Origin of the sequence: Adhaeretor mobilis (genome assembly GCF_007741515.1) — a bacterium.
Classification (GTDB): Bacteria; Planctomycetota; Planctomycetia; order Pirellulales; family Lacipirellulaceae; genus Adhaeretor; species Adhaeretor mobilis.
Genome location: NZ_CP036263.1, coordinates 2747405 through 2767887 on the forward strand (window position 1 = coordinate 2747405; position 20483 = coordinate 2767887).

The following is a 20483-nucleotide window of genomic DNA, read 5'->3' on the forward strand; positions in this document are numbered from 1 at the left end:
CGTGGAGAACCGGGCGAGGCGTCGCCCTCTGACTACTGTTGAGTGCTGTCTAAGAAGTTTGCCGGAGCCACTTCGCTGTCCTGCTGGAAGAGTGTTTCTACATCGACTTTGCCAGCGGGATTAACCGAAGAATGTTCACCCGAGGTTGCTAGCGATTCTTCGCTCACCTCGGGCGATAGCACCACGGTTGGAGTCGGCAAAGTTTGCGGTCCCGTTGAAGGACCAGCCAAGCGATAGACTAGGCTGCCGCATAGAGTCACGGCTAGCAAGCCTAGCACACTCAGTCCGATCGCAGCATCGCTGCGTGGGATGGGGCGGTCGTCAGGAAGTTTCAACGGCTCAGTCATTCTGCTCTAGTTTACTCTGTGCGTTCCGCTATGCGAAGTTTGGCGCTTCTTGCCCGCGGATTGGCGGCTAGTTCTTGGTCAGTGGCTTCGAGGGGGCGGCGCGTGATAACGTGCAGTCGCTCGTCGTCTCGAAAGGCCCACTTAACCATACGATCTTCCAGGGAGTGAAAGCTAATAATTACCATCCGTCCGCCCTTATTTAGGCAATCCGGCAGGTCGCGGAGGGCGATTCTCAAGGCTTCGAGCTCCTGATTGACTGCGATCCGCAACGCCTGAAACGTACGGGTGGCCGGATCGATTCGACTTTTCACTTTCCCCGGGATGCACCGACGTACTAGGTCCGCTAGCTCTCCTGTGGTGCGAATTGGGCTCTCTTCGCGACGCTGGACAATTTGCTTCGCGATTCGACGGCTGAAACGTTCCTCGCCGTACTCATAAATGAGATTGGCGAGCGGTTCCTCCTTCAGTCTGGCTAGCAACTTCCACGCAGGCTCACCCTCTTCGGTGTTGAACCTGAGGTCGAGCGGTCCGTCGCTTTGAAAACTAAAGCCGCGCTGGCTGTCGGCCAGCTGGTCACCTGAAAGTCCGAGGTCGAGGAGAATGCCGTCGACGCCGGTGATCTGCTTTTGGTGCAGGTAATCGGGCAGGTCGCAGTAATTGCCAACGGCAAAGTCGACAGGGAGCGAAGCGAGCTCTTCCGGCTTACGCGTGAAGACCTCGGGGTCGCGATCGAGTGCAATGATCCGACCGCCGGGCATCACCGCTTTGGCTAACAACAGCGTATGTCCACCACCGCCGAAGGTGCCGTCGATGAAAAACTTGCCAGGCTCGGGGGCAAGTCCTTCGAGAACTTCTTGAGTAAGAACAGGGATGTGGCATGTCTCGTTGGTCATCCACTTCAGCATAGTCGCTGAGGTGGGTCTCCCGCGAGAGGCCCACGCCCCAAACCAGAGAAGTCAATCCATGACTTCCTGGCGATGGGGTCGGCTGGCCTGCGGACGTTGCCGGAGCAAAGTCGCACAAGAGCAAGGGCAACTCTCTGAATATCCATAAGCGAGTTGCCCCGTTGGGTTCTACTCAACGCGGCGCCAACCTGTGGCCGTGCTGGCGCTGGTAGAGCAGAACGCGGGCTTCGATGAGACTTCTCAAACTCCTTCAGGCAGGTTTACTTCGGCTGCGGCTTTAAGGGTGCTTCCAGCGTTGCCGCCGTATCGGCTGCTATTTTTGTTGGATCAATGGCAGGTTGGGGAGCAAATGCCGTTACGGCCAAGTCTTCGTACTGCTGATCTCGGCTGGCTACAAATTCCTCCCACCGCTCTCCCGACCAGATCTCAAGGTGGTCGCGAACGCCCACGACGACGGCTTCAACGGAAACATCTGCCCAGTCTAGTAGGGATTGCGGAATACGAATTCGACTTTGTCGATCAATCTCCACACACGAGGCTTGTGAGTAGAAAAGACGGCTGTATTCACGAACTTCCTTTGCTGCCGGAGATCCGATTGCCAACCTTTCAGCCAGTGCGGCAAAGGCCTGTTCAGGGTACACTGCTATGCACCCATCAAGTCCAGGTGTTACATACATCGGTTCAGATTCTAACACCTTGCTGCGTAAGGGTTTAGGCAGTGCTAAACGCTGTTTGTCATCCAGCGATCGTCGGTAAAGCCCAGTAAGAACCATTTTTCTCCAAAACTCCCCATTTCCTCCCACAGGCATGTAACATAGTCGTGACTACCGATCGGTCAACATGACGTTTTAGGCCGATACCGACCGTCGAAGTTTTATGTTTCTGGCCCATAACGACTTCGAGCGATTAGCAACTTTCAAAAATTTTTTTGGCTTCAGATTTGCTGAGGCCAGATCTTGCCCGAACCCATCGCGTAATTTAGCTCGGCAAGAACCCTCACCAGTGTGAAAAAGTGAAGAGGACGACTTCGAATTCCAATGGAAAAAGCATGGATTGATTACGAGCTACCTCAGGAGCTAATCGCTCAGGAGCCGGCACAAAAACGCGTTGACGCTCGTCTCATGGTCATAGATCGCCAGCGGGAAAGCATCGAGCATTTCTACGTGCGCGATCTACCGGAATTGCTTAGTACAGGCGATCGACTGGTGTTCAATGACACTAAGGTCATTCCAGCGCAGCTGCGTGGTATAAGAGTAGGCACAGGAGGACGCTGGCAGGGGCTGTTTCTGGGGGAAACCGCAGAGGGCGATTGGCGACTTGTTTGCAAGACGCGAGGGCGACTTAACGAACCTGAACCGGTCATGCTGTTGGATCGCGATGGACGCGAGACGGCCAAGCTCTGGCTAGTCGAGAGAACCGGGAACGGCCAGTGGCTAGCCCGACCGGATGAGAAAGTGCCCACTGAGGAGTTGCTCGCTAAGGTCGGGCAAGTTCCGTTGCCGCCGTACATTCGTGGTGGCAGGATGGTGGACGACGATGTGCTCCGCTACCAGACGGTCTTTGCAAGGCATCCTGGGGCCGTTGCGGCACCGACCGCGGGACTCCATTTCACAACGGACCTACTGAAAGCCCTCGCCCAAACGGGCGTCCGTACCTCAGCCGTGACACTGCACGTCGGTATGGGCACGTTTCGTCCGATAGCTGTGGACGACCCCGCGGAGCATGACATGCATTCGGAATGGGGCGACTTGAGTCAGCCAGCTGCTGAAGAGCTTAACATTACGCGAGCAGAAGGGGGCCGCATTATTTCCGTGGGCACCACCAGCACACGTGTCTTAGAGAGTGCCGCGATCGCTCAAGACATCACTGCAGGTCAGTCGATCGAGTCCTGGCAGGGCGAAACGAGCCTCTATATCCGTCCGCCTTACGAGTATCGCTTAGTAGATGCCTTGTTGACAAACTTCCATTTCCCAAGGACCACACTCCTCCTGCTAGTTCAAGCCTTTGGTGGAACCGGGCTGATTCGCGAAGCGTACGAACGGGCAATCGTCGAGGAGTATCGCTTCTATAGCTATGGCGACGCAATGCTCATCGTGTGAGCCACAATTGCCGATTTGGCAGGTCAGAGTTGGCTTTAAGCGACAGCCCTAGGAACCAAAAACTCCGGTTAGTTGGGCAGCAGATTCGTCGTAGCTGTCGGCCGTGCTCTGTGCGAGTGTTTTCACTGCACCAATGCACGCGATCACGATAAGTGCGAGAAGGACAGCGTATTCGACGGCCGTAGGGCCATCTTCATCGAGCAAGAGTCGGCGAATGAAGGTCGGCATGGTGATGGACAATTCAGGTGTAAGAGACTGGTGGCTGGTCAGGAAGCTGGGGCGGGCAATTAACAAATGGGCTATTGAAAATTTAGGCCTGAATCGCCTAGCTGAACGGCGCTATTTCCGTTGCTAGACACAATGCGATTGAAGTTGCAGCAAGCTGAATGCATTAATTAGGTCGTGCCGGTTATTCCGGGTACTACAAAAAGCAACACGAGCCGCTCCACCTAAAGTAGACCGACTCGTGCTTTGACTTGTTTGAGCTTTCCTAGTGTTAACTCGACTCAACTAGGCTTGGAACGAGCTGCCGCAGCCGCAGCTCTTCACGGCATTGGGGTTCTCGAATGTGAAGCCGCGTTTGTCGATGCCTTCGTAGAAATCGACTGTGGTGCCATCGAGGTACAGGGCGCTCTTCTTGTCGACCACCACAGGCACGCCGTGGAATTCGTGTTTAGCGTCCGCTTGGGCGTCGTAGTTTTCGCCCTTGTCAAAGCCCAGGGCGTAGCTGAACCCGCTGCAGCCGCCACCGGTGACGCCGACACGCAGGAAGGCACCTTCGCCGAGCTTCTGGTCTTCCATAATTCGCTTCACTTCCGAAGCTGCTTTTTCAGTGATGAGAACGCTCATTTCGGGTACCTCTTCAGTCAAGAATCGTTGGTAACTTATGGCCTAGTTGAGACCCAACAGTGGATCAATTTGGTCGATTGGGCTGCATTGCAGCTACCACTAAGGATATACCATCGGGCCGTCTAGGGAAAGTCGGAAATCAGCTTCCAGTGCTGCTCTGTAGCTGTTTGAGCCTCGCTACAGCGGCCGCAACCTGCTCAGCAGCAAAGTCGATTTCCTCCTCTGAATTGAATCTTCCTATTCCAAAACGCAGCGTGCTGCGGGCCGCATCTTCCTTCATACCGAGGGCCATCAGTACGTGGCTAGGCGAGGCATCTGCCGATGAACAGGCCGCTCCGGAACTAAGTGCTAGATTGGGCATTTCCAGTAGCAGGGCTTCGCCATCGATTCCAGGGAAGGCGAGGTTGAGGTTACCAGGCAGGCGTTGTTTTAGCTCGTTTTTCGTCCGATATTCCGGCCCGCAGAGCATGACGCCTTCAGTCCCGAGGCGTTCGACAAGATTTTCATGAAGCCGCAGACGCAGTTGAGTCAGCCGTGTAGATTCCTCCTCCATTTGTTCAATAGACAGCTCCAATGCACGAGCAAAGCCCACAATCCCAGGCACATTGAGCGTGCCACTTCGGCGGCCCGACTGTTGACCACCGCCAACAATTTGTGGGCTCATTCGCAGGGCAGGGCGTTTGCGGCGCACGTAGAGGGCACCGATCCCTTTGGGCCCGTACATTTTGTGCGCAGTGAAACTCATCAGGTCGATGCCCAGTTCATTCACATCAACGGGGATCTTCCCGACCGCTTGCGTTGCGTCGCAATGCAACGGGATGCCCCGTTTGCCACATAGCTCGGCAATTTCGGCCAGCGGCTGGATTACGCCGATCTCGTTATTCGCCAGCATGATACTCACGAGCGTAGTATCGTCTCGCAGCGATGACTCCAAATCGGCTAAGTCGATGCGGCCCGCTTCTGAGGTGCCGTGCTGAGCGACGCCCAGCAGCGAGACTTCAAACCCCTTTCCTTGCAACTTCTCTAGCGGCTGGAGCACTGCGGAGTGCTCCGTACGCACACTCACAAGGGGGTCGCCGCGCCGGCGCGGGTGCTCGGCGATACCGCGGATTGCAAGGTTGTTACTCTCGGTCGCACCGCTCGTGAACACGATTTCCTCAGGCATTGCCCCGATGCTCGCGGCTATCGCCTCGCGTGCCACATCGACAGCCTGAGCTGCTTCCTGCCCAAAAGCATGTCTGCTATTGGCATTTCCATATTGCTGCGTGAAATACGGCAGCATGGACTCGATAACCCTCGGATCAACACGAGTCGTGGCGTGGTTGTCGAGGTAGATAGGCAGATCTACGGGCATAGCTGCATTATACGAAGAAGTTTGCCCGACGGCTTCGATAACTAGAGGAATCGTGTCGCTTGCGGCTTAGCAGCGTAACCCTAACCGTACATCGCTCGTAGTACGATCTGTGACCAGCTCTCGAAACCGTCGATGTCAGCGAGAAGTTCTTCGACCGGTTTGAACCCTGCGTCAGTGATGTCGTCCTCGCGTTGGGCAACACCCGGCGACTCGACTACACAAAGGTGGACGACCCCTAAATGTACTTTACCCACCTCGGTTTCATCGTCATTAAGGAGTCCTACGCAGTGTTCTTGGTAGGGGGTGTTGATGGCGATCTCTTCTTCGATCTCCCGTCGCATGCCTTCGCGATACACGTCGTCGGCAGTGCCCGCGCCGGCGTCGTCCGAGGAAATATGCCCCCCTACGCCGACGCTGCGCTTCGCATGGAGACGTTTCTCTCCCCCGCCACCGCCGCGAGCGTACTGAAATACGTGTTTCACGTCCGTCGAATCTGTGAATTGGAACAACACATAAGGAATGAGTTGCTTGAAGCTGGGATCTTCTTCCATCTCCCCACGTGGCCGATACGCCAGATCGTCTCCTTCGAGCAGCGCCGGCAGGTAGCGATCCACCTCGCTCGAGAACCCCTGGAAGTGTCCCAGCTTGTGGAACTTTGAGGTGGGTACAACAAGAACCTGTTCTTCGGCAACTACTGGCATGGCGTGAATCCTTTCAAGGGTCGAGGCTCTAGCGATTCCCCGCAATATAATCCCTCTAGCTGCGACTTAACAAGTCGCTGGAGATTTGTCGCACGGCACCGGTAACTCGTGGGACGCGGCTAGTGAGATAATTCAGTCCTTAATCCGCAGCTTAAACTCATCGCTATTGGCCTTCAATTCCGGAGCGTACATAGCGGACACCTCGGTCGGCAGTGCGCTGAATTTTCCGGGGATCTCCGCCCGCAGTCGGTAGCTCACGCTGTGCTTGCCGCGGGCCAGTCGCCGGACGAACAGGTTGACGCGCTCGTCGCGGTACTCCACGTAGGCCCCCAATGCGTTGCCGTTGTATCCGCTGCGGACTTCCACCGCCTCGCAACCAGCCGGTTTGCGATCTTCGAGCAGGATGTACTCGTAATCGTTCTTGCTATCGACAATCAGCTCGACCTCCACAAGATCGCCACTGGTGAGCTCCTGGAGGTTCACGATTGGCTCGCGCTCGTACTTCTCAACCCGCTGGCTGACGGCTTGCCCGCGATTGCCAGCCACGTCGATTTCCTTTTCTACGGGTACAAGCTTGAAGTAGTTACGCTGGACCTTCACTTCGAGTCCAGCCGCTGCAATCGGGTCTTCCAGGGTGAAGTTGGTAAGGTAGCCGTTGAAGTAAATCGGCCCCTCGCCCTGCTTGCGAAGCTCGACGGTATGCTTGCCCGTTTCGAGTTCTGCACCTTCAAGGACCAGCTTGTTGTCAAACGTGAACAGATTGTCCGAGTTGATCGTGACGGTTTTCTTCTGCTCGCCATCGAACCAGACCTCTAGCTCAATCTCGCTGCGGCCCTCACCTGTTGCCGCCAAATAATCGGCAAACGCTTCGACAACCAGCGCTGTGTCGCGCGTGCTATTCCAGTAGGTCGCGTGTTTGCGATTATTGAGCAGGTACTTTACGAGGCGCGGAGTAACCTCACTCTTAGGATTCTCAGCGACCAGTAGCTTCAAGTAGTACGCCTGGGCCTCGTACTCGCTGCCGTACCAGTACCACCAGTAGCCGCCGGAAATGTCTAGCCAAGCGGTTTGGTTCTCATCATCCTGCTTCACGTACTGGCTCAGGTTTCGCATCACCATGGCGAGCTTTTCGTCTTCGTCTTGCATCTCCAGGGCCAAGCCGTAGGTAGCCAGCGAATAGACGGCCAGATCAGTGCGGTCGGTGTAGAGATAGTCCCGCATCTTGTTGCTCTTGGTGGCCTTTTCATTGCGATCCGCTTCGGCGAGCACCAGATACACCAGCGCATCCAAGTTATCGGCACGTCGCTTCGCTGCCTTACTCTTGTCACGCTTGGCATCCTTCTCGCGATCCCAATTGTCGAGCTGTTCAAGCTCGTTTTTCTGATAACGCAAGAGCCAATCGACGCCGCGGTCGATCACGCCGGGTACGATTGCTACGTCGTTCTTCTGAGCAACCAGTAACCCGCGCACGACCGTAGCCGTTGTATGGGGGCTGCTGTGTTCGCCCCACCCGCTGAACCAGCCCCAGCCGCCGTCGGAAAGCTGCATCGCGGTGAGCTTGTTCACGCCCGCCTTGACCATCTTGGTTAGCTCTGCATCGTCGAAAACCGGATTGCGATCAAGGTGCTTCCAATCCTGCGCACGTTCCACGTCATCGCCAATCTCTTGGGCGTTGAGATTCGTGCGCTTCTTCTCGATATCTGCCAGATCGACACCCATGCGAATGAGTGTTTGCTGCGTGAGTACCGTCGGTAGGAAGCGATTGAGCGTTTGCTCCGTGCAGCCGTGCGGGTAATCAGCCAAGTAGGGTAGGGCGTCAATCATCGCACCGGCGAGCGTGGGCGTGTAACGCAGCTCGAAGCGGGTTTGCTCGGGACGGCGCTCCGCGGGCACGGTGAACGTGAACTGGCCCTTGTTCTCGTTCGGCTTGATCACATTGGTGAAGGCTACCATCTTCAGCATCCCGTGCACATAGGCCGGGAAGCTCATTTGCATGGCGTCGGATTCCTCATCCGTGAGCGCACTCATGCGCACGACGGCGGTGCCTTCGCCGGTGACTTTCACACGCCAATCGACGCGCTGCTCGCCATCGGCGGGCACTTCAATCGTGGTTTCCAGTTGCTCGGGACCTTCTAGCACGTTGCCTTCCAGTTCCAACTTCACGCGAACCTGCTTCGACGTTTTCAGATAGTTATGCACGTTGGCAGACAATACGACTTCGTCCTTCTCGACGAAGAATCGCGGGGCTTGCAAACGGATAATGAGATTCTTCCGCGTCACGACATCGGTAGAAGCTTGCCCAACACGTGTGCCATGCCCCATACCCCACACCGCGATCTTCCAAGCGGTGAGGTTTTCCGGCATATCGAATTCGACTTCCGCAAGACCGTCGGAGTTGGTCTCCAATGCGCCGCTCCAGAAGGCTGTGTCGGCGAAGTTTTCTCGTACGGTTGGCTCAACGTACTCGGGCGCTCCTGATCCCGAATCATCACGCTTATCCCCGAATTGACCAGGGCTAGATTCTTCCTGCGCCCCTTCCATCATGGGCATGGCAGCAGACATGGGCATGGCATTATCGGCGATGCCAGAAGACCTCGAGCGAGACGACATGCTTTTGCTGAGCCTTCTAGGTCCGTACTCCCCGCCCCCGAAGCCACCACCACCCCGACCCTCACCTTGAGCGGTCGAAGTGACGAGGTCTATAACACTCTCGCCAAACACGCCCAAATTGTTCATGTGGATTTCGTTGTGTTTCACCAGCGGCGCTTCATGACGGGCGAGATTGGTCTCGCTACGTGGGTTGTGATTGCGCCGCCACTTCCAGAAGAATTCCTTTATCTCTGGCACGTTGCTACCGCCGGAGATGTACTCCAGCGACTTGTCGTACACCGTCAGCACCGTGCTACCGATGAAGGCATTTCCATCAGTGTCAGTAAGCTTCAGCTGCACGGTCGCTTTTTGTCCAGGAAGATAGCTAGTAGCCGAGGGGACGACCTCGACCTTGAGTATACGGTCTGCCGGCGGCACGTAGATTTCGCGCACTGTTTCGTGCATGCGTCCGTGATGAACCGTGACTGCCTCGACAAAGAAGTTGGGCATGTCCTTGGCAGATACTGGGAAGGTTACGACCGTGCTCTTGCCTTTCAGTTTCACGAGCTTCGGTGGCAGGTAAACGCCATTCGAGGGGCGTAAGAAGAGTAGCACGGCAGCACCGCTCTGGTTGGTGCTGATCTGCAACTCGACCTTGTCGCCAGGGGCGTACTTCTTCTGGTTTGCGACGATTTCGATATCGTTGAACTGGAAGTCACCGCCGTCGAAATTGTCGCCGCGAATGGTGAGCACCTGCGCGCCCTCGATCGAACTGCCTTCGGCATCGGTGAGCTGGTAAGCCAATCGATACTGCCCGGGCTCGGCCGCTGTGATTTGTAGATTGGCAAGGCCCTGCTCGTTGGCAGCCAAGTCCCAGGTGGCGACTTCGTTTTCAACCGGTTTGCCATCTTCGTAGGCGATTTTCAGCAAGCGCAGCTTCCCCTCGCCGGGAACTGGCTTACCGTCGAGCGTGCGGGCGGCGGCGCTCACTTCGATAGTATCACCACTACGATAGAACCCACGATGGGCCCACAGGAATACCTGGAACGGTTTGCGGGCAACCAGCACTTTTCCTGTGGCGACGACCGTGCGGCGGGATTGGTCGACCACCTCTGCGGTGATCTCGTAGCGGTGGTCCGTGTCGGAGTGGAACTCCTTGGCGAGTGCCGTATCGATCTCCACTTCGATGGTGCCGTCTTCGCCGATCTCGGCTTCACGCTCTAGCACCACTTCCGGCGGTGTTGGCTGTCGCCAAACCCACCAGGGCCAAGGTCGGCCACAACCCCAACGCGACCACCCAGGATACCAGTGGTAATCGGGAGTGAACCACCAGTAGCCGCTGCCGTAGAGCCAATCCCAGGGAGATGGTGGGTACCACTGCTGGTTGTAATCGCTACGCGTGACCTTCAGCTTGACGTTCGCTTCCGTGACGGGCGAGCCGAAGTAGTACTTTGCACTGACAGTCGCAGTGACTTTGTCTCCCAGAGAGATCGGCTCATCTGGCGCGTCGATTGTGACTTGGTACTCAGGCTTCTTGTACTCCTCAACACGGAAGTTTCCTCCGCCATGGTGAACGACCATCAGGTTGTATCGGCCGAGCGTGGCGTCGTCGGGCAGGGTCCACTCACCTGTGAGGCCTCCGTAGGCATCAGCGGTGACCGTGGTGGTGTGAACTTTCTCACCCTTGGGATTGCGAATCTCAATCTGAAAGCTTTGGTTCGCGAAGCGCGAGGGTTCTGCGACACCATTTGCTTTACCACCTTCACTCTGTTTATCAAAATTGGCCTTATCGTACTGAGCATTTCGCACCCAGAACTTGTACTGCACCTTGTGGCCAGGACGGTACACTGGGCGATCAGTGACTGATAAAACTTTGACCTGCTTGTACTGCTGGTCATGGTAATTGGCCGACCAAACTCCGCTATAGCCCAAGAAAGCAAACCTCCCTGCTTGGTCTGTGGCTGTCGCGATCCACTGATATTGGTTGCTTTCCTCTTGTACAGGTAGCTCAACAAAGCCATTATCGTCGGTGAATTCGGCAAATTGTTTCGTAAGCACTTCATGGCGATTGTTCTCGATGTGCTTGTTCCAGTAGCCAAAGAACTCGACGTTGCACTTGGGTAACGGTTTGCCGGTGACTGAATCCGCAACGTAGTATAGTGCCTTGCCCTCAAGTGGCTTCTTCACAATCGCCGTGTCTGTGAGCCACACGATTACGCGGTGCTCGTTGCCGTCTTTCAACTTAGCGGTAATGAAGTACGCGCCGGCTTTCTGCAGCGGCGTGGAGATTTTTTCTAGACGATCGAAATGGTTGTCGCGCGGCTCAAGATCTACCGACCAACGGGCCACTTCCTCGCCGAGATACTTCTCTTGGCCTTTCTCAACAATGCGGTAGCCAAGATTGGCAATCTGAACTTGCTGCCAGTCGAGTTTGTTCGGATTGCTCTTGAGGTGCGCTTTGACATCGGCGAGCAGTTCTTGCACCTTGACCTTCCGCGCAGTGAATTCCACCTGTTCCCCATTGCGAAAGCGGTACTGCAAAGTCGCGCCACGCCCAGCCGGCTGGGTGACGGTGTAACCAAGCCGGCCCCATGGTTTGACGATTTGCTCGTATTGTTGACGGTAATGATTGTTAGGCTGCGGCTTGGCTTGGTCAGCGAGCACTTTGAGAAATTCGGCAGCTGTCGGGAACTGGCGACGGTTGGAAAAGACGCTAGCGAGCTGAGCTGCAGCAGACTGATAGTTACCCGCACGGTGCTCTTCGTCAAGCTTCATAACTTGGCGAAACAGGACGATGTGGTTGTGCTCGTCGGGCAACTCAAATCGTTTCACTCCGGTTGCGAGTTGAGCAATCGTCTCGTTCTCTTTGAGTGTGTGCAGTGCGTAGGTTCCTTTCATAGCGTCGGCATCTTGCTGGCGGCCGAACCACGAGTAACTCGCCATCGTTTGCACGCCGAACTGCGATTGCAGGAATCGCGCTCGCTCCAACAGCACACTGGGTGCCGTGCTAGGCATCCAGCGGACGCGCTCAGCGAGGAGCCACCGCCAGCGCTCACCGTCGTTAGCGGATGCGTCCCAGTTGGCAGGCTCTTGGTAGTAGATGGGGTTGCCATTGGCAACAACTGGGGCGCCAGAATTGTTGCCATGGCTGGAGTTGCTCTTGTCGTAATCCGGCAACTCACTGAGATCGGTCAGCAGTTGCATCCGCCAGCCTCTTCCTTGCTGCATAGCGTTGGCGTAGTGCTGTAGGAAATTTGCTACGTCTTGCAGGCTTTCTTTGTCTTCAGGTTTGTCGCCGGAGCGGAGCAAGTTCAGCGTTTCGCCATAGAGTTGCAGTTGCCTCACCCGATCGCGTTCGGTCGCGTTGCTCCATTGCCCGCCCCCGCGATGGTGGCCACGTCGGAACTCGCCGGCGATCAGGTAGCCGTAGTGCTCGACGTTGCGGTAGCTCTCGGCCACCGCGGCAAGCACTCGCCAATCTTCATCGTGCTGTTTGGCTACCGCCTCTCGGTAGCTATCAATTTTGTGAACTTCGTTGAGCTGGTGATAGCACTGGACGGCGCCGCTGAAGGCTTCGATCAGCTGTTTGGAATCAGTGCCTTCATTGAGCGTACTCGCGCGGAACGCGGCGAGCGCTTCCTTGTAATTTCCATCCTGCATCAGCTTCTTCGCCTCCGGCACGCTCTTTTGATCTTCAGCCACAAGGTGCGAAATCGTAGCGGTAGTGATGGCGAGTACTGCCACAGCACAGGTCAGCTTCTTAGAAACTGCGGTTCGTATAATTCTCATTCCAAGACGCCTTTTCTCTCTAACTGGGTCGTGAGCCTGCGTGTCTGTTCTACGCGGTAGGGCTAGCAACGGTCTAGGCGAGCCTCAAAATCGCCTAAAATAGTAGACGCAAGCGCATGCAAATTGGTTCCAGAGCTTTCCAAAAAGCTGTGCGGCAATCTGTTTGTAATTCCGCCTCTAGACGGCCTGAACGCTCGTTCAAGTCGCTGATGGTTCAAGGCGGAACTACGAACCTAGGTCAGTAGGTCTATCCCACTGGTCCCGCCAATTGGTCCGACTGTGTGGATTGTAGCTTCTCTAGCGGAGCAGAAAGGGCAGTCTCTGGTGCTAACGGAAAGCCGTGCTAGAAGGAGAATCCTAGACTTTTCAGGTGGATACTCCCCACGAAAACAAAAACCGTTCTGAATCGGAATCCCCTCGGCCGTGTTTAGCTCCAGCCAATTTCAAGTTCGCCAGCATCGCTCGCTCGTTGATGTCACGTATCGCCTGCTCGATGCGGCAGCGATTCTCGCCTCGACTATTGCTGCGACACGATATTCTGAACTGGCTCATGTCGAGGCGCTCATCGTAGTGGGGGCCACGACATGGCTGCTGCACATGGTGGCGGTGGAAATCAGTGGGCTCTACCGAAGTTGGCGCGGGGCACGCCTCTCCAACGAGCTGTGGTGCGTGCTCGTCAACTGGCTCTATTTGGCACCTGCCGTATTGGGCGTGGGTTTGCTGACACGCTACAACGTCGATTTCAGCTATCAAACCAAAGTCGTTTGGCTAACCCTCACTCCAATCGCCATGGCCAGTGGCCGTGTGCTACTGCGGTTTGTACTCCGGAGTCTGCGTCGGCGAGGACTAAATACCCGTCAGTTTGCCATCTGTGGCGTAAACAAACTGGGCGTGCAACTTGCCCGCAATGTGAGCAACTCGCCCGAACTCGGTTTGGGTTTCGCCGGATACTACGACGACCGACCCGAGGCGCGCACTGCCGAGCAACTCGACGAAGCTCGCGAGCATCGCGGTGACCTAGCCGAATTGGTCCACGCAGCGCGAGAGGGAAAAATCGATATCATTTTTATTACTTTCCCGATGCGGGCTGAAGACCGAATCCGTGACTACCTCAACAAGCTGGGCGATACTACAGCCAGCGTGTACATCGTGCCCGACTTTTTCGTCTTCCAGATGCTGCACGCCCGTTGGAGTCAAATCGACGGGCTGCCGGTAGTTAGCGTCTTTGAAACTCCCATCAGCGGAATCGATGGGGTGATCAAGCGGGGATTCGATCTCGTGGCAGCGAGCGCCCTATTGGTGCTCTTAACGCTTCCAATGCTCGCGGTCGCGGCGATGGTGAAGTTCACTTCACCAGGACCTATCTTCTTCCGGCAAAAGCGTTACGGGCTTAGTGGCGAGGAGATCCACGTCTGGAAATTCCGCAGCATGCGCGTCCATGAAGAGAGCAATACGGTTCGACAGGCAACCAAAGGGGACGACCGCATCACGTCGGTCGGAGAAGTGATTCGTCAGACTTCGCTCGATGAGTTGCCCCAATTATTTAACGTACTCGAAGGTAGTATGTCGTTGGTTGGACCTCGGCCGCATGCCACGGCTCACAACGAGCAATACCGCACGCTCATCAATGGCTATATGCTTCGCCACAAAGTGAAGCCCGGCATCACTGGGCTTGCTCAGGTAAACGGCTGGCGGGGCGAGACGGAAACGCTAGAGAAGATGCAAATGCGTGTGGAATTTGACCACCGTTATATCCGCGAGTGGTCGCTGTGGATGGACCTGAAGATCCTCTTTAAGACTGTCCTGGTTGTTCTCAAACAGGAGAACGCCTACTAGGCTCGTGCCAGTTAGGCTCCCTCTTCTCATGCTAGAATCCAGCGAACTAGCTTCGGCCGAATCGTCCTGCGAGGGAGAAATACCCCTGCGCTGGCAGGCGTTCCTGGTTGTCGCCTGCTTCTGCCACGCCGCATCGACTCTACTGGCGAGCGATCTGATTCACCAGTCGGGCGGAAACTGGTGGTAGCGTCTAGCCGCAGCGACGTGAGCTAGCGAGAGCTCGCATTGAGAGTACCCGGCTTATTGGCGTACATGGCGCGGTCTGCCTTGTGGACCAGTTCGGCCATTGAGGAACTCTCGCCGTTTCCAATCGCGACGCCAATCGCGACGCCGACAGAGAGTTTCAGATCGCCCACTCTGATGGGCTCGTTAAGGGCGCGCTGAAGTCTCTCTACGATGGGTAGCGTAGCGGTCAAGCTTTCGAGTCGTGGCAGCACGAACACGAACTCGTCGCCTCCATAACGCACGAGCAAGTCGTCGTCGCGTATAGCTTCCTGCCAACGGCGGGCAATCTCCTGCAACACCACGTCTCCGGCTGCATGACCGTGCTGATCGTTCACTAATTTGAAGTCATTGAGATCGGCGAAAAGCACAGCGTATGGTTGTGCTTCTTTGAGTACTTGTGCAGAATCCAAGGCCGTCCTGTCGAGCAGGCCCGTAAGTGCATCGCGGTGAGTTGATTTTTCGACAGGACCTTTAATCTTGATCGTAGCCAGGACGAACTTTCGATCCGGTTCGATCTGCAAGTGGCCCTGCGAGAGCCCCTGACCCAGCGGTGCTCCCACCGCAGGGAGTCCCCTGAGTTGTACAAAGTCGATTTGTAAAATTGGAACTAAGTCACCCATGTTTAAGTGAGTACTGAGTTCAAGAGGGCAAGGATTAGACCTAGTGCCGGGGCTCAAAAGTGCGTTCGCATAAGCATTTTGAACCTCCTCAGCAGGGAGCAGGCCGTCGAGTGTAGCCCCGGCTAAATTGTAATCAGGCGTCCCCAGCCACGCTGCCGCCAGCTCATCGATTGCTACTAGTTGTCCGTTTTTGGCGTCAAATAAGCAGTGGGCCTCGCTCGCCGACGTGGCAGCTGGGGGTGTCGCTTCCATTACTTGGTCTGACTTGCTAGGAGTCATAAAGGTCGGTTCTGTAGTCAGTTAGGTCAGATTACTGGAGTTCGATAGACGGGGGCAGCCAGTCCAGTCTTGGGGTCTGCCCCTTCTAGGATATCCACGGGAACGGGCGGTAGCGAACTAGCTCCCATAAGTCATTGATACAACCCGCAATTCCGATATTTCTGGTAAAAACACCTCGATTGTGATAGTACGCAGATTATAATCGCTCCGTGCCCAAGTGCGGACGAATACCCTATCAGTATCATACGACTCCCCCCGAAGTGCCCCGTCTCCATGCGAAGCGATGGCGCAGCTGCAGCGCGAAATGAATGGACTCATCCGGCTTTGTCGTCTGGATAGAGAAGGCGTCTCACCTATTGTGCAGTCCCTCTAGTTTACCCATTGTTCGTTTTAGTTCACGCTTTCCTACGATCCGCAGTCGCTACCGACGGTGTAGCTTTCCTTAGGCGCTCGCTACCCTCGGCGCGCTTTTTCTAGAGGAAGCTCACTCGTTGCGTCTTGTCCGGTCCTCGTTAAGCAGGCAGCACGATCACCACACACTTTGTCCATGATCGTTTTTCAGTTTCGTTGTAGATGTAGCGGGCCCCGACAAGATGTTGTTGCCCTTTGATCAGACAGAAAGACTCTCCCTCCCTTGAACATTACATCATCATGAAGACGCCAGGTCAGGCACAGAAGTTCCATACACGTATCCTACGAAGACGCAAACGTAAGTCAGATAATTTCCTGCTCAACGAAACCGACTTTCGCTTCGCCGCTGACTGCGAGCGCATGCGTGTCGATCGTAATCGGTCGGTTCTTTCGCTGCTATTGATTCGACTTCCAGAGACGCACTCCGCTGAAAAGGATGTTGCATTTTTGTCTCGAGTACTGGAGGGTCGCCTCCGTATCACGGACACACCTGGTTTGTACGAGAAGGATTGCGTTGGCGTACTATTGCCCGACACCCCTGCCGAGGGTGCTTGGAAGGTGGCCGAGGATGTGAGCGAAGTCTACCCTCCAGGGCCAGATCGTCCACAATGTCAGGTACTCATCTACCCGGACCAGCACTTACCTCGAAAGCACGAAGAAGAAGGCGCCACGGTGGGAGCACGAGATTCCAGCGAAGTCGATAAAGACTCGAGTGACTGGTTTTTCTCCGCGCCCGTTCCCGCTTGGAAACGGCTCGTAGACCTAGGTGGGGCTTCGGTGGGACTACTACTCGCTTCGCCACTAATTCTTGCAGCTGCCGCGGCGATTAAGGCGAGTTCCCCCGGTCCCGTGTTCTTTTTCCAGGAGCGAGAGGGTCGGGGCGGCAGGCGATTCAAGATTGTCAAAATGCGCACCATGCGTACCGACGCGGAGAAACGAAAAGCTGACCTGAGACCCCTAAGTCATCAGGACGGCCCCGCTTTCAAATTGCCTCGCGACCCCCGCACGACCACGATCGGTCGCTTCCTCCGTTGGACGAGCATGGACGAGCTCCCCCAGTTTTGGAACGTCCTTCGCGGCGAGATGTCCCTTGTGGGACCTCGACCTTTGCCCGTTGATGAATCCCAGGCCTGCCTAGGCTGGCAGCGCCGTCGCCTAGCGGTCACGCCGGGAATGACTTGTACTTGGCAGGTCAGCGCTCGTGGCAATGTGTTGTTTGACGATTGGGTTCGCATGGATCTTGCCTATGCAGACCAACAATCGCCCGTACAGGACGCCAAGCTAATCGCCATCACCCTTCCTTCACTTCTGCTCAACAGGGGCATGCGGTAATCAGCTTTGCCAGGCGTTAAGCTGCAATTGCGTAGATAATTTTAGAATGCACCAATTTACCTGAAATCCATGACTCAACGGACGCCATCATCGAAACGCACGCGACCGCGCGTCTTGCTACTCACGTATCACTACGATCGTGCAGCATCGATGGAATCGCGCCTGAGCTGGCGACGTGCACAGCATGCGGCTGAAGATTACGACACCACGGTCATCTGTGCTGAAGGCGAGCAGAGCGACCGCCTTGATAGTATCCAAATCTCAGGCGAGCCTCCCATTGAGGTGATACCCATCCCGCTCAACAAACTCGAACGTTTTGTCATGCGGCTTCCATGGGGGTTTTATTTGGCCTACCGACTGTGGCATCGACGGGTGCTCAAGCGAATCAGTCGTGTGCACAGCCAGCAGCCCTTCTCCTTGGTCCATCATGTGAGCTTCTGCGGCTATCGCGAACCGAGCGATGGCTGGCGCCTCGGTGTACCATTTATTTGGGGACCGATCGGAGGGACGCACAATTTTCCAGGTCGTTTCCTCAGCCAAGTTCACTTCATGGGCGGAGCGCGAGAAATAGCTCGCAACGCACTGAATTCCTGGCAATTACGCCATAGCCGTTTGGTCAAGAAGGCATTGAACTCGGCAGACATGGTTGCCGTAGCCAGTGAAAGTGCCAGAACAGCACTCTCCGGCTTGGCCGACCACACGCCTCAAGTATTGCTGGAAACCGGCGTTGATCCAGTTTCCGTACGGCGGACTCCTCGCGACACGGCGAAGCCACTGAAAATCCTTTGGTCTGGTCGGCTGCAATGCTGGAAGGCTTTGCCATTGCTGTTACGCGCCATGGCAGAATTGCCACTGGACTGCTGCGTGCAAGTCCGTGTGATGGGAGAGGGCCCCCGATTAGCGGCGTGGCAGAAGCTTGCCGAGCAACTCACAGTTGCCGACCGAATTCAATGGATCGGCTGGCCCAACTATCAGTGGCAATTGCCCCAGTACCAGTGGGCAGATGTGTTTGCATTCACGAGTCTCCGCGACACCTCAGGAACGGGGCTTCTCGAAGCGCTCGCTGCTGGAACGCCCATTATTGGGCTCGATCACCAGGGCGCTGCAGACATCATGAACTTAGAGTGTGCTGTTCCTGTACCAGTCACAAATCCCAAACGAACAATCACAGCAATCCGCGACGCCATCGTTGATCTCTCGACCGATCCCAGCAAACTGGCAGAGCTTAGTCGCGGGGCGGTTGTGCGAGCAAAGAAATACACATGGGAAGGCCAACGAGTAGCCATGAAGGCAATCTATGCGACAGCATTGCAAGCCGCAGGGAGTACGGGACAGGCCCCGGCAGAAGATGAGCAAGAGGCTCAAGAACTCAGCTCCCGCGAGGTTCCTTCGGTAAACGAATCACACGAAGGAAAGCCCGCTCGCGGGGTGCTGGTCGGTCGTTAAGTACCGGTGGGTCAAGAGGAAGTTGTTAACAGGGATGACGGATTAGGAAGGTAGTAGGAAACTTATTTTCACAGGAATGTCACTTCGAGGTTGTTATGGGTATTTCAAGGGGAGCCGGCGGTATCCGGCAGGTCATCGAGGCGCTTTTTCGTCACAAGAAGAAGGCGATCACGCTAGCCATGGTTGCGTTGGCCGTAGGTACGCTCGCGGTGTTCTTTTATCCGCGGAAATATCGCTCTGAAGCGAAGATGTTTCTGCAGGTAGGGCGGCAAACCGTAGGCATAGATCCTACGGCAACAACGGACCAGACCATTTCGCTCATGCACAACGGTCGCGAAGAAGAAGTGAACAACGCAAAAGACCTGATTCGTAGTCGCGGGCTTGCTAAAAAAGTCGTTGAACGCGTCAGTTCGGATGTCATCATGGGGAGAGCCCCGTTGGGTGATATCGAAGAAAAATCGAATCCCATGTCAGACTGGTTCCGAGGAATCCTTGGCTCTGCCTTAGCCGCTGCTCAATCGATCGACCCGGTGGAGGATGAGGAGCGGGCGGTTATTCAGTTCGAGGGAAATCTCGACGTGGACGCTCAGCGAAACTCGACAGTACTCGTGCTGACCTACGACGCGAAATCACCTGAAGTCGCTCAAGCAGTTCTCGCCGCAGTCGTTGAAGTCTACCAGTCAGAACATCTACGTATCCACCGCAATCAAAAGTCGAGCGACTTCTTCGGTGGTCAAAACGATATCCTTCGTATCCGGCTGAAAGCAGCAGAAGAGAAGCTTCGCGATGCTAAAAGCGAGCTCGGCCTCGCTTCAGTGGAAGTCCGGGCCGCAACGCTGGAGGGCCATTTGCGTAGCATCGACGATGATCGTAACTCGACTGAGCAAGAGCTAGCAACCTCACGGGCTCGCATGACCGAGCTTCTCGAGCAGCTGTCTGACACGCCCGCTCGCCTGATATCTTCCCAAACGAGTGTGCCCAACCAGGGTGCCGACTTGCTCCGCGACCAGCTCTACGAGTTACAAGTTAAGAAGATAGACCTTGAAGCACGGTACAGCGAGTCGCACCCCCTGGTGAAATCTATCAATGACCAAGTGAACCAGGCGGAAGCGATTGTCAACAAACAGAAGTCAAATCGTCAAGAAACTACTGACGACGTGAATCCGGTTCACCGGCAGCTTTCGCTAGACTTCAAGACGCAACAAGCCACGGTTGCCGGTTACGAGGCGCGGCTCAAGAAACTGGTCTCACAGCGTGAGCAGGTACGCAAACAACTCGTGAAACTCAATAGCGACGAAATCCGCCTGGCAGAGCTAAGCCGCGATGTAACTCTCGCCAGCAACAAGGTGTTTCAATACGAAGAGAAATTTGAGCAAGCTCGCTTCGACCAGGAATTGGAGAGTGAAGAGGTTTCCAACGTCAGCATCATCCAAGATGCCACGCTCGCGCGTAAGCCTGTCAGCCCTTCAAAAGTATTCATTGGTTTGTCCACAATTCTCTTTTGTACCGCTGCTCCACTAGCCTTGGCGTTAGGACTGGAACGATCCGATGATCGCCTTCGACGCGAGTCTGATGTCGAAGAAGTACTCGACTTGCCCGTACTTGCCTCGGTACCAGAGTCTTCGTTGCATAGTCGACTACTACCAACAACGGGAATCGTAAGCGGCACTGATTACTAGCGATCCTTCCCATTGTAGACAG

At 55.6% G+C, this 20483-nt stretch carries 15 protein-coding genes; 6 read left to right on the forward strand and 9 right to left on the reverse strand.

Features of this window, described 5'->3' with window-relative positions; genetic code table 11:
• Positions 1–32: 32 nt before the first annotated feature.
• The 3 genes from HG15A2_RS10825 to HG15A2_RS10835 form a co-directional block, all read right to left on the reverse strand.
• Complete coding sequence (locus tag HG15A2_RS10825; protein WP_145060269.1) at positions 33–347, reverse strand: hypothetical protein; 315 nt, start codon at positions 345–347, stop codon at positions 33–35.
• An 11-nt stretch (positions 348–358) separates the two neighbouring features.
• Positions 359–1240 (reverse strand): 16S rRNA (cytosine(1402)-N(4))-methyltransferase RsmH, encoded by an 882-nt coding sequence (gene rsmH, locus HG15A2_RS10830; RefSeq protein WP_218932492.1) that lies wholly within the window; start codon positions 1238–1240, stop codon positions 359–361.
• Between the two features lie 272 nt (positions 1241–1512).
• Complete coding sequence (locus HG15A2_RS10835; RefSeq protein WP_145060271.1) at positions 1513–2061, reverse strand: division/cell wall cluster transcriptional repressor MraZ; 549 nt, start codon at positions 2059–2061, stop codon at positions 1513–1515.
• 228 nt (positions 2062–2289) lie between these two features.
• Here HG15A2_RS10835 and queA point away from each other — a divergent pair, with 228 nt between their 5' ends.
• On the forward strand, positions 2290–3351 hold the full coding sequence (gene queA / locus HG15A2_RS10840) for a tRNA preQ1(34) S-adenosylmethionine ribosyltransferase-isomerase QueA (protein ID WP_145060272.1): 1062 nt from the start codon (positions 2290–2292) through the stop codon (positions 3349–3351).
• 48 nt (positions 3352–3399) lie between these two features.
• Here queA and HG15A2_RS10845 read toward each other — a convergent pair whose 3' ends face one another.
• From HG15A2_RS10845 to HG15A2_RS10865, 5 genes are all read right to left on the reverse strand, one after another.
• A complete protein-coding gene (locus HG15A2_RS10845) occupies positions 3400–3579 on the reverse strand; it encodes a Flp family type IVb pilin (protein ID WP_145060273.1) in 180 nt (59 codons plus the stop codon).
• Positions 3580–3861: 282 nt separating this feature from the next.
• Positions 3862–4200: a HesB/IscA family protein gene (locus HG15A2_RS10850; protein ID WP_145060274.1), complete on the reverse strand. Its 339-nt coding sequence runs from the start codon at positions 4198–4200 to the stop codon at positions 3862–3864.
• 139 nt (positions 4201–4339) lie between these two features.
• A complete protein-coding gene (locus tag HG15A2_RS10855; RefSeq protein WP_145060275.1) occupies positions 4340–5554 on the reverse strand; it encodes a cysteine desulfurase family protein in 1215 nt (404 codons plus the stop codon).
• 80 nt (positions 5555–5634) lie between these two features.
• Complete coding sequence (locus HG15A2_RS10860; protein ID WP_145060276.1) at positions 5635–6255, reverse strand: phosphoesterase; 621 nt, start codon at positions 6253–6255, stop codon at positions 5635–5637.
• Between the two features lie 132 nt (positions 6256–6387).
• Complete coding sequence (locus tag HG15A2_RS10865) at positions 6388–12633, reverse strand: alpha-2-macroglobulin family protein (RefSeq protein WP_145060277.1); 6246 nt, start codon at positions 12631–12633, stop codon at positions 6388–6390.
• A 423-nt stretch (positions 12634–13056) separates the two neighbouring features.
• On the opposite strand from HG15A2_RS10865, the gene HG15A2_RS10870 reads away from it, so the two are divergent.
• On the forward strand, positions 13057–14469 hold the full coding sequence (locus HG15A2_RS10870; protein ID WP_246117938.1) for an undecaprenyl-phosphate glucose phosphotransferase: 1413 nt from the start codon (positions 13057–13059) through the stop codon (positions 14467–14469).
• Between the two features lie 28 nt (positions 14470–14497).
• Positions 14498–14656 carry a hypothetical protein gene (locus HG15A2_RS23945; RefSeq protein WP_218932494.1) on the forward strand — a complete coding sequence of 53 codons (159 nt, stop codon included), beginning with the start codon at positions 14498–14500 and terminating at the stop codon, positions 14654–14656.
• A 22-nt stretch (positions 14657–14678) separates the two neighbouring features.
• On the opposite strand, the gene HG15A2_RS10875 is transcribed toward HG15A2_RS23945, so the two are convergent.
• On the reverse strand, positions 14679–15593 hold the full coding sequence (locus HG15A2_RS10875) for a GGDEF domain-containing protein (protein ID WP_145060279.1): 915 nt from the start codon (positions 15591–15593) through the stop codon (positions 14679–14681).
• A 651-nt stretch (positions 15594–16244) separates the two neighbouring features.
• Here HG15A2_RS10875 and HG15A2_RS10880 point away from each other — a divergent pair.
• The 3 genes from HG15A2_RS10880 (at position 16245) to HG15A2_RS10890 (ending at position 20461) form a co-directional block, all read left to right on the forward strand.
• The gene (locus HG15A2_RS10880; RefSeq protein WP_145060280.1) at positions 16245–17336 is read left to right on the forward strand and encodes a sugar transferase; all 1092 of its coding nucleotides are present in this window, start codon (positions 16245–16247) and stop codon (positions 17334–17336) included.
• A gap of 69 nt (positions 17337–17405) precedes the next feature.
• Complete coding sequence (locus HG15A2_RS10885; RefSeq protein WP_145060281.1) at positions 17406–18782, forward strand: glycosyltransferase family 4 protein; 1377 nt, start codon at positions 17406–17408, stop codon at positions 18780–18782.
• 95 nt (positions 18783–18877) lie between these two features.
• Positions 18878–20461 (forward strand): GumC family protein, encoded by a 1584-nt coding sequence (locus HG15A2_RS10890; RefSeq protein ID WP_145060282.1) that lies wholly within the window; start codon positions 18878–18880, stop codon positions 20459–20461.
• Positions 20462–20483: the final 22 nt, after the last annotated feature.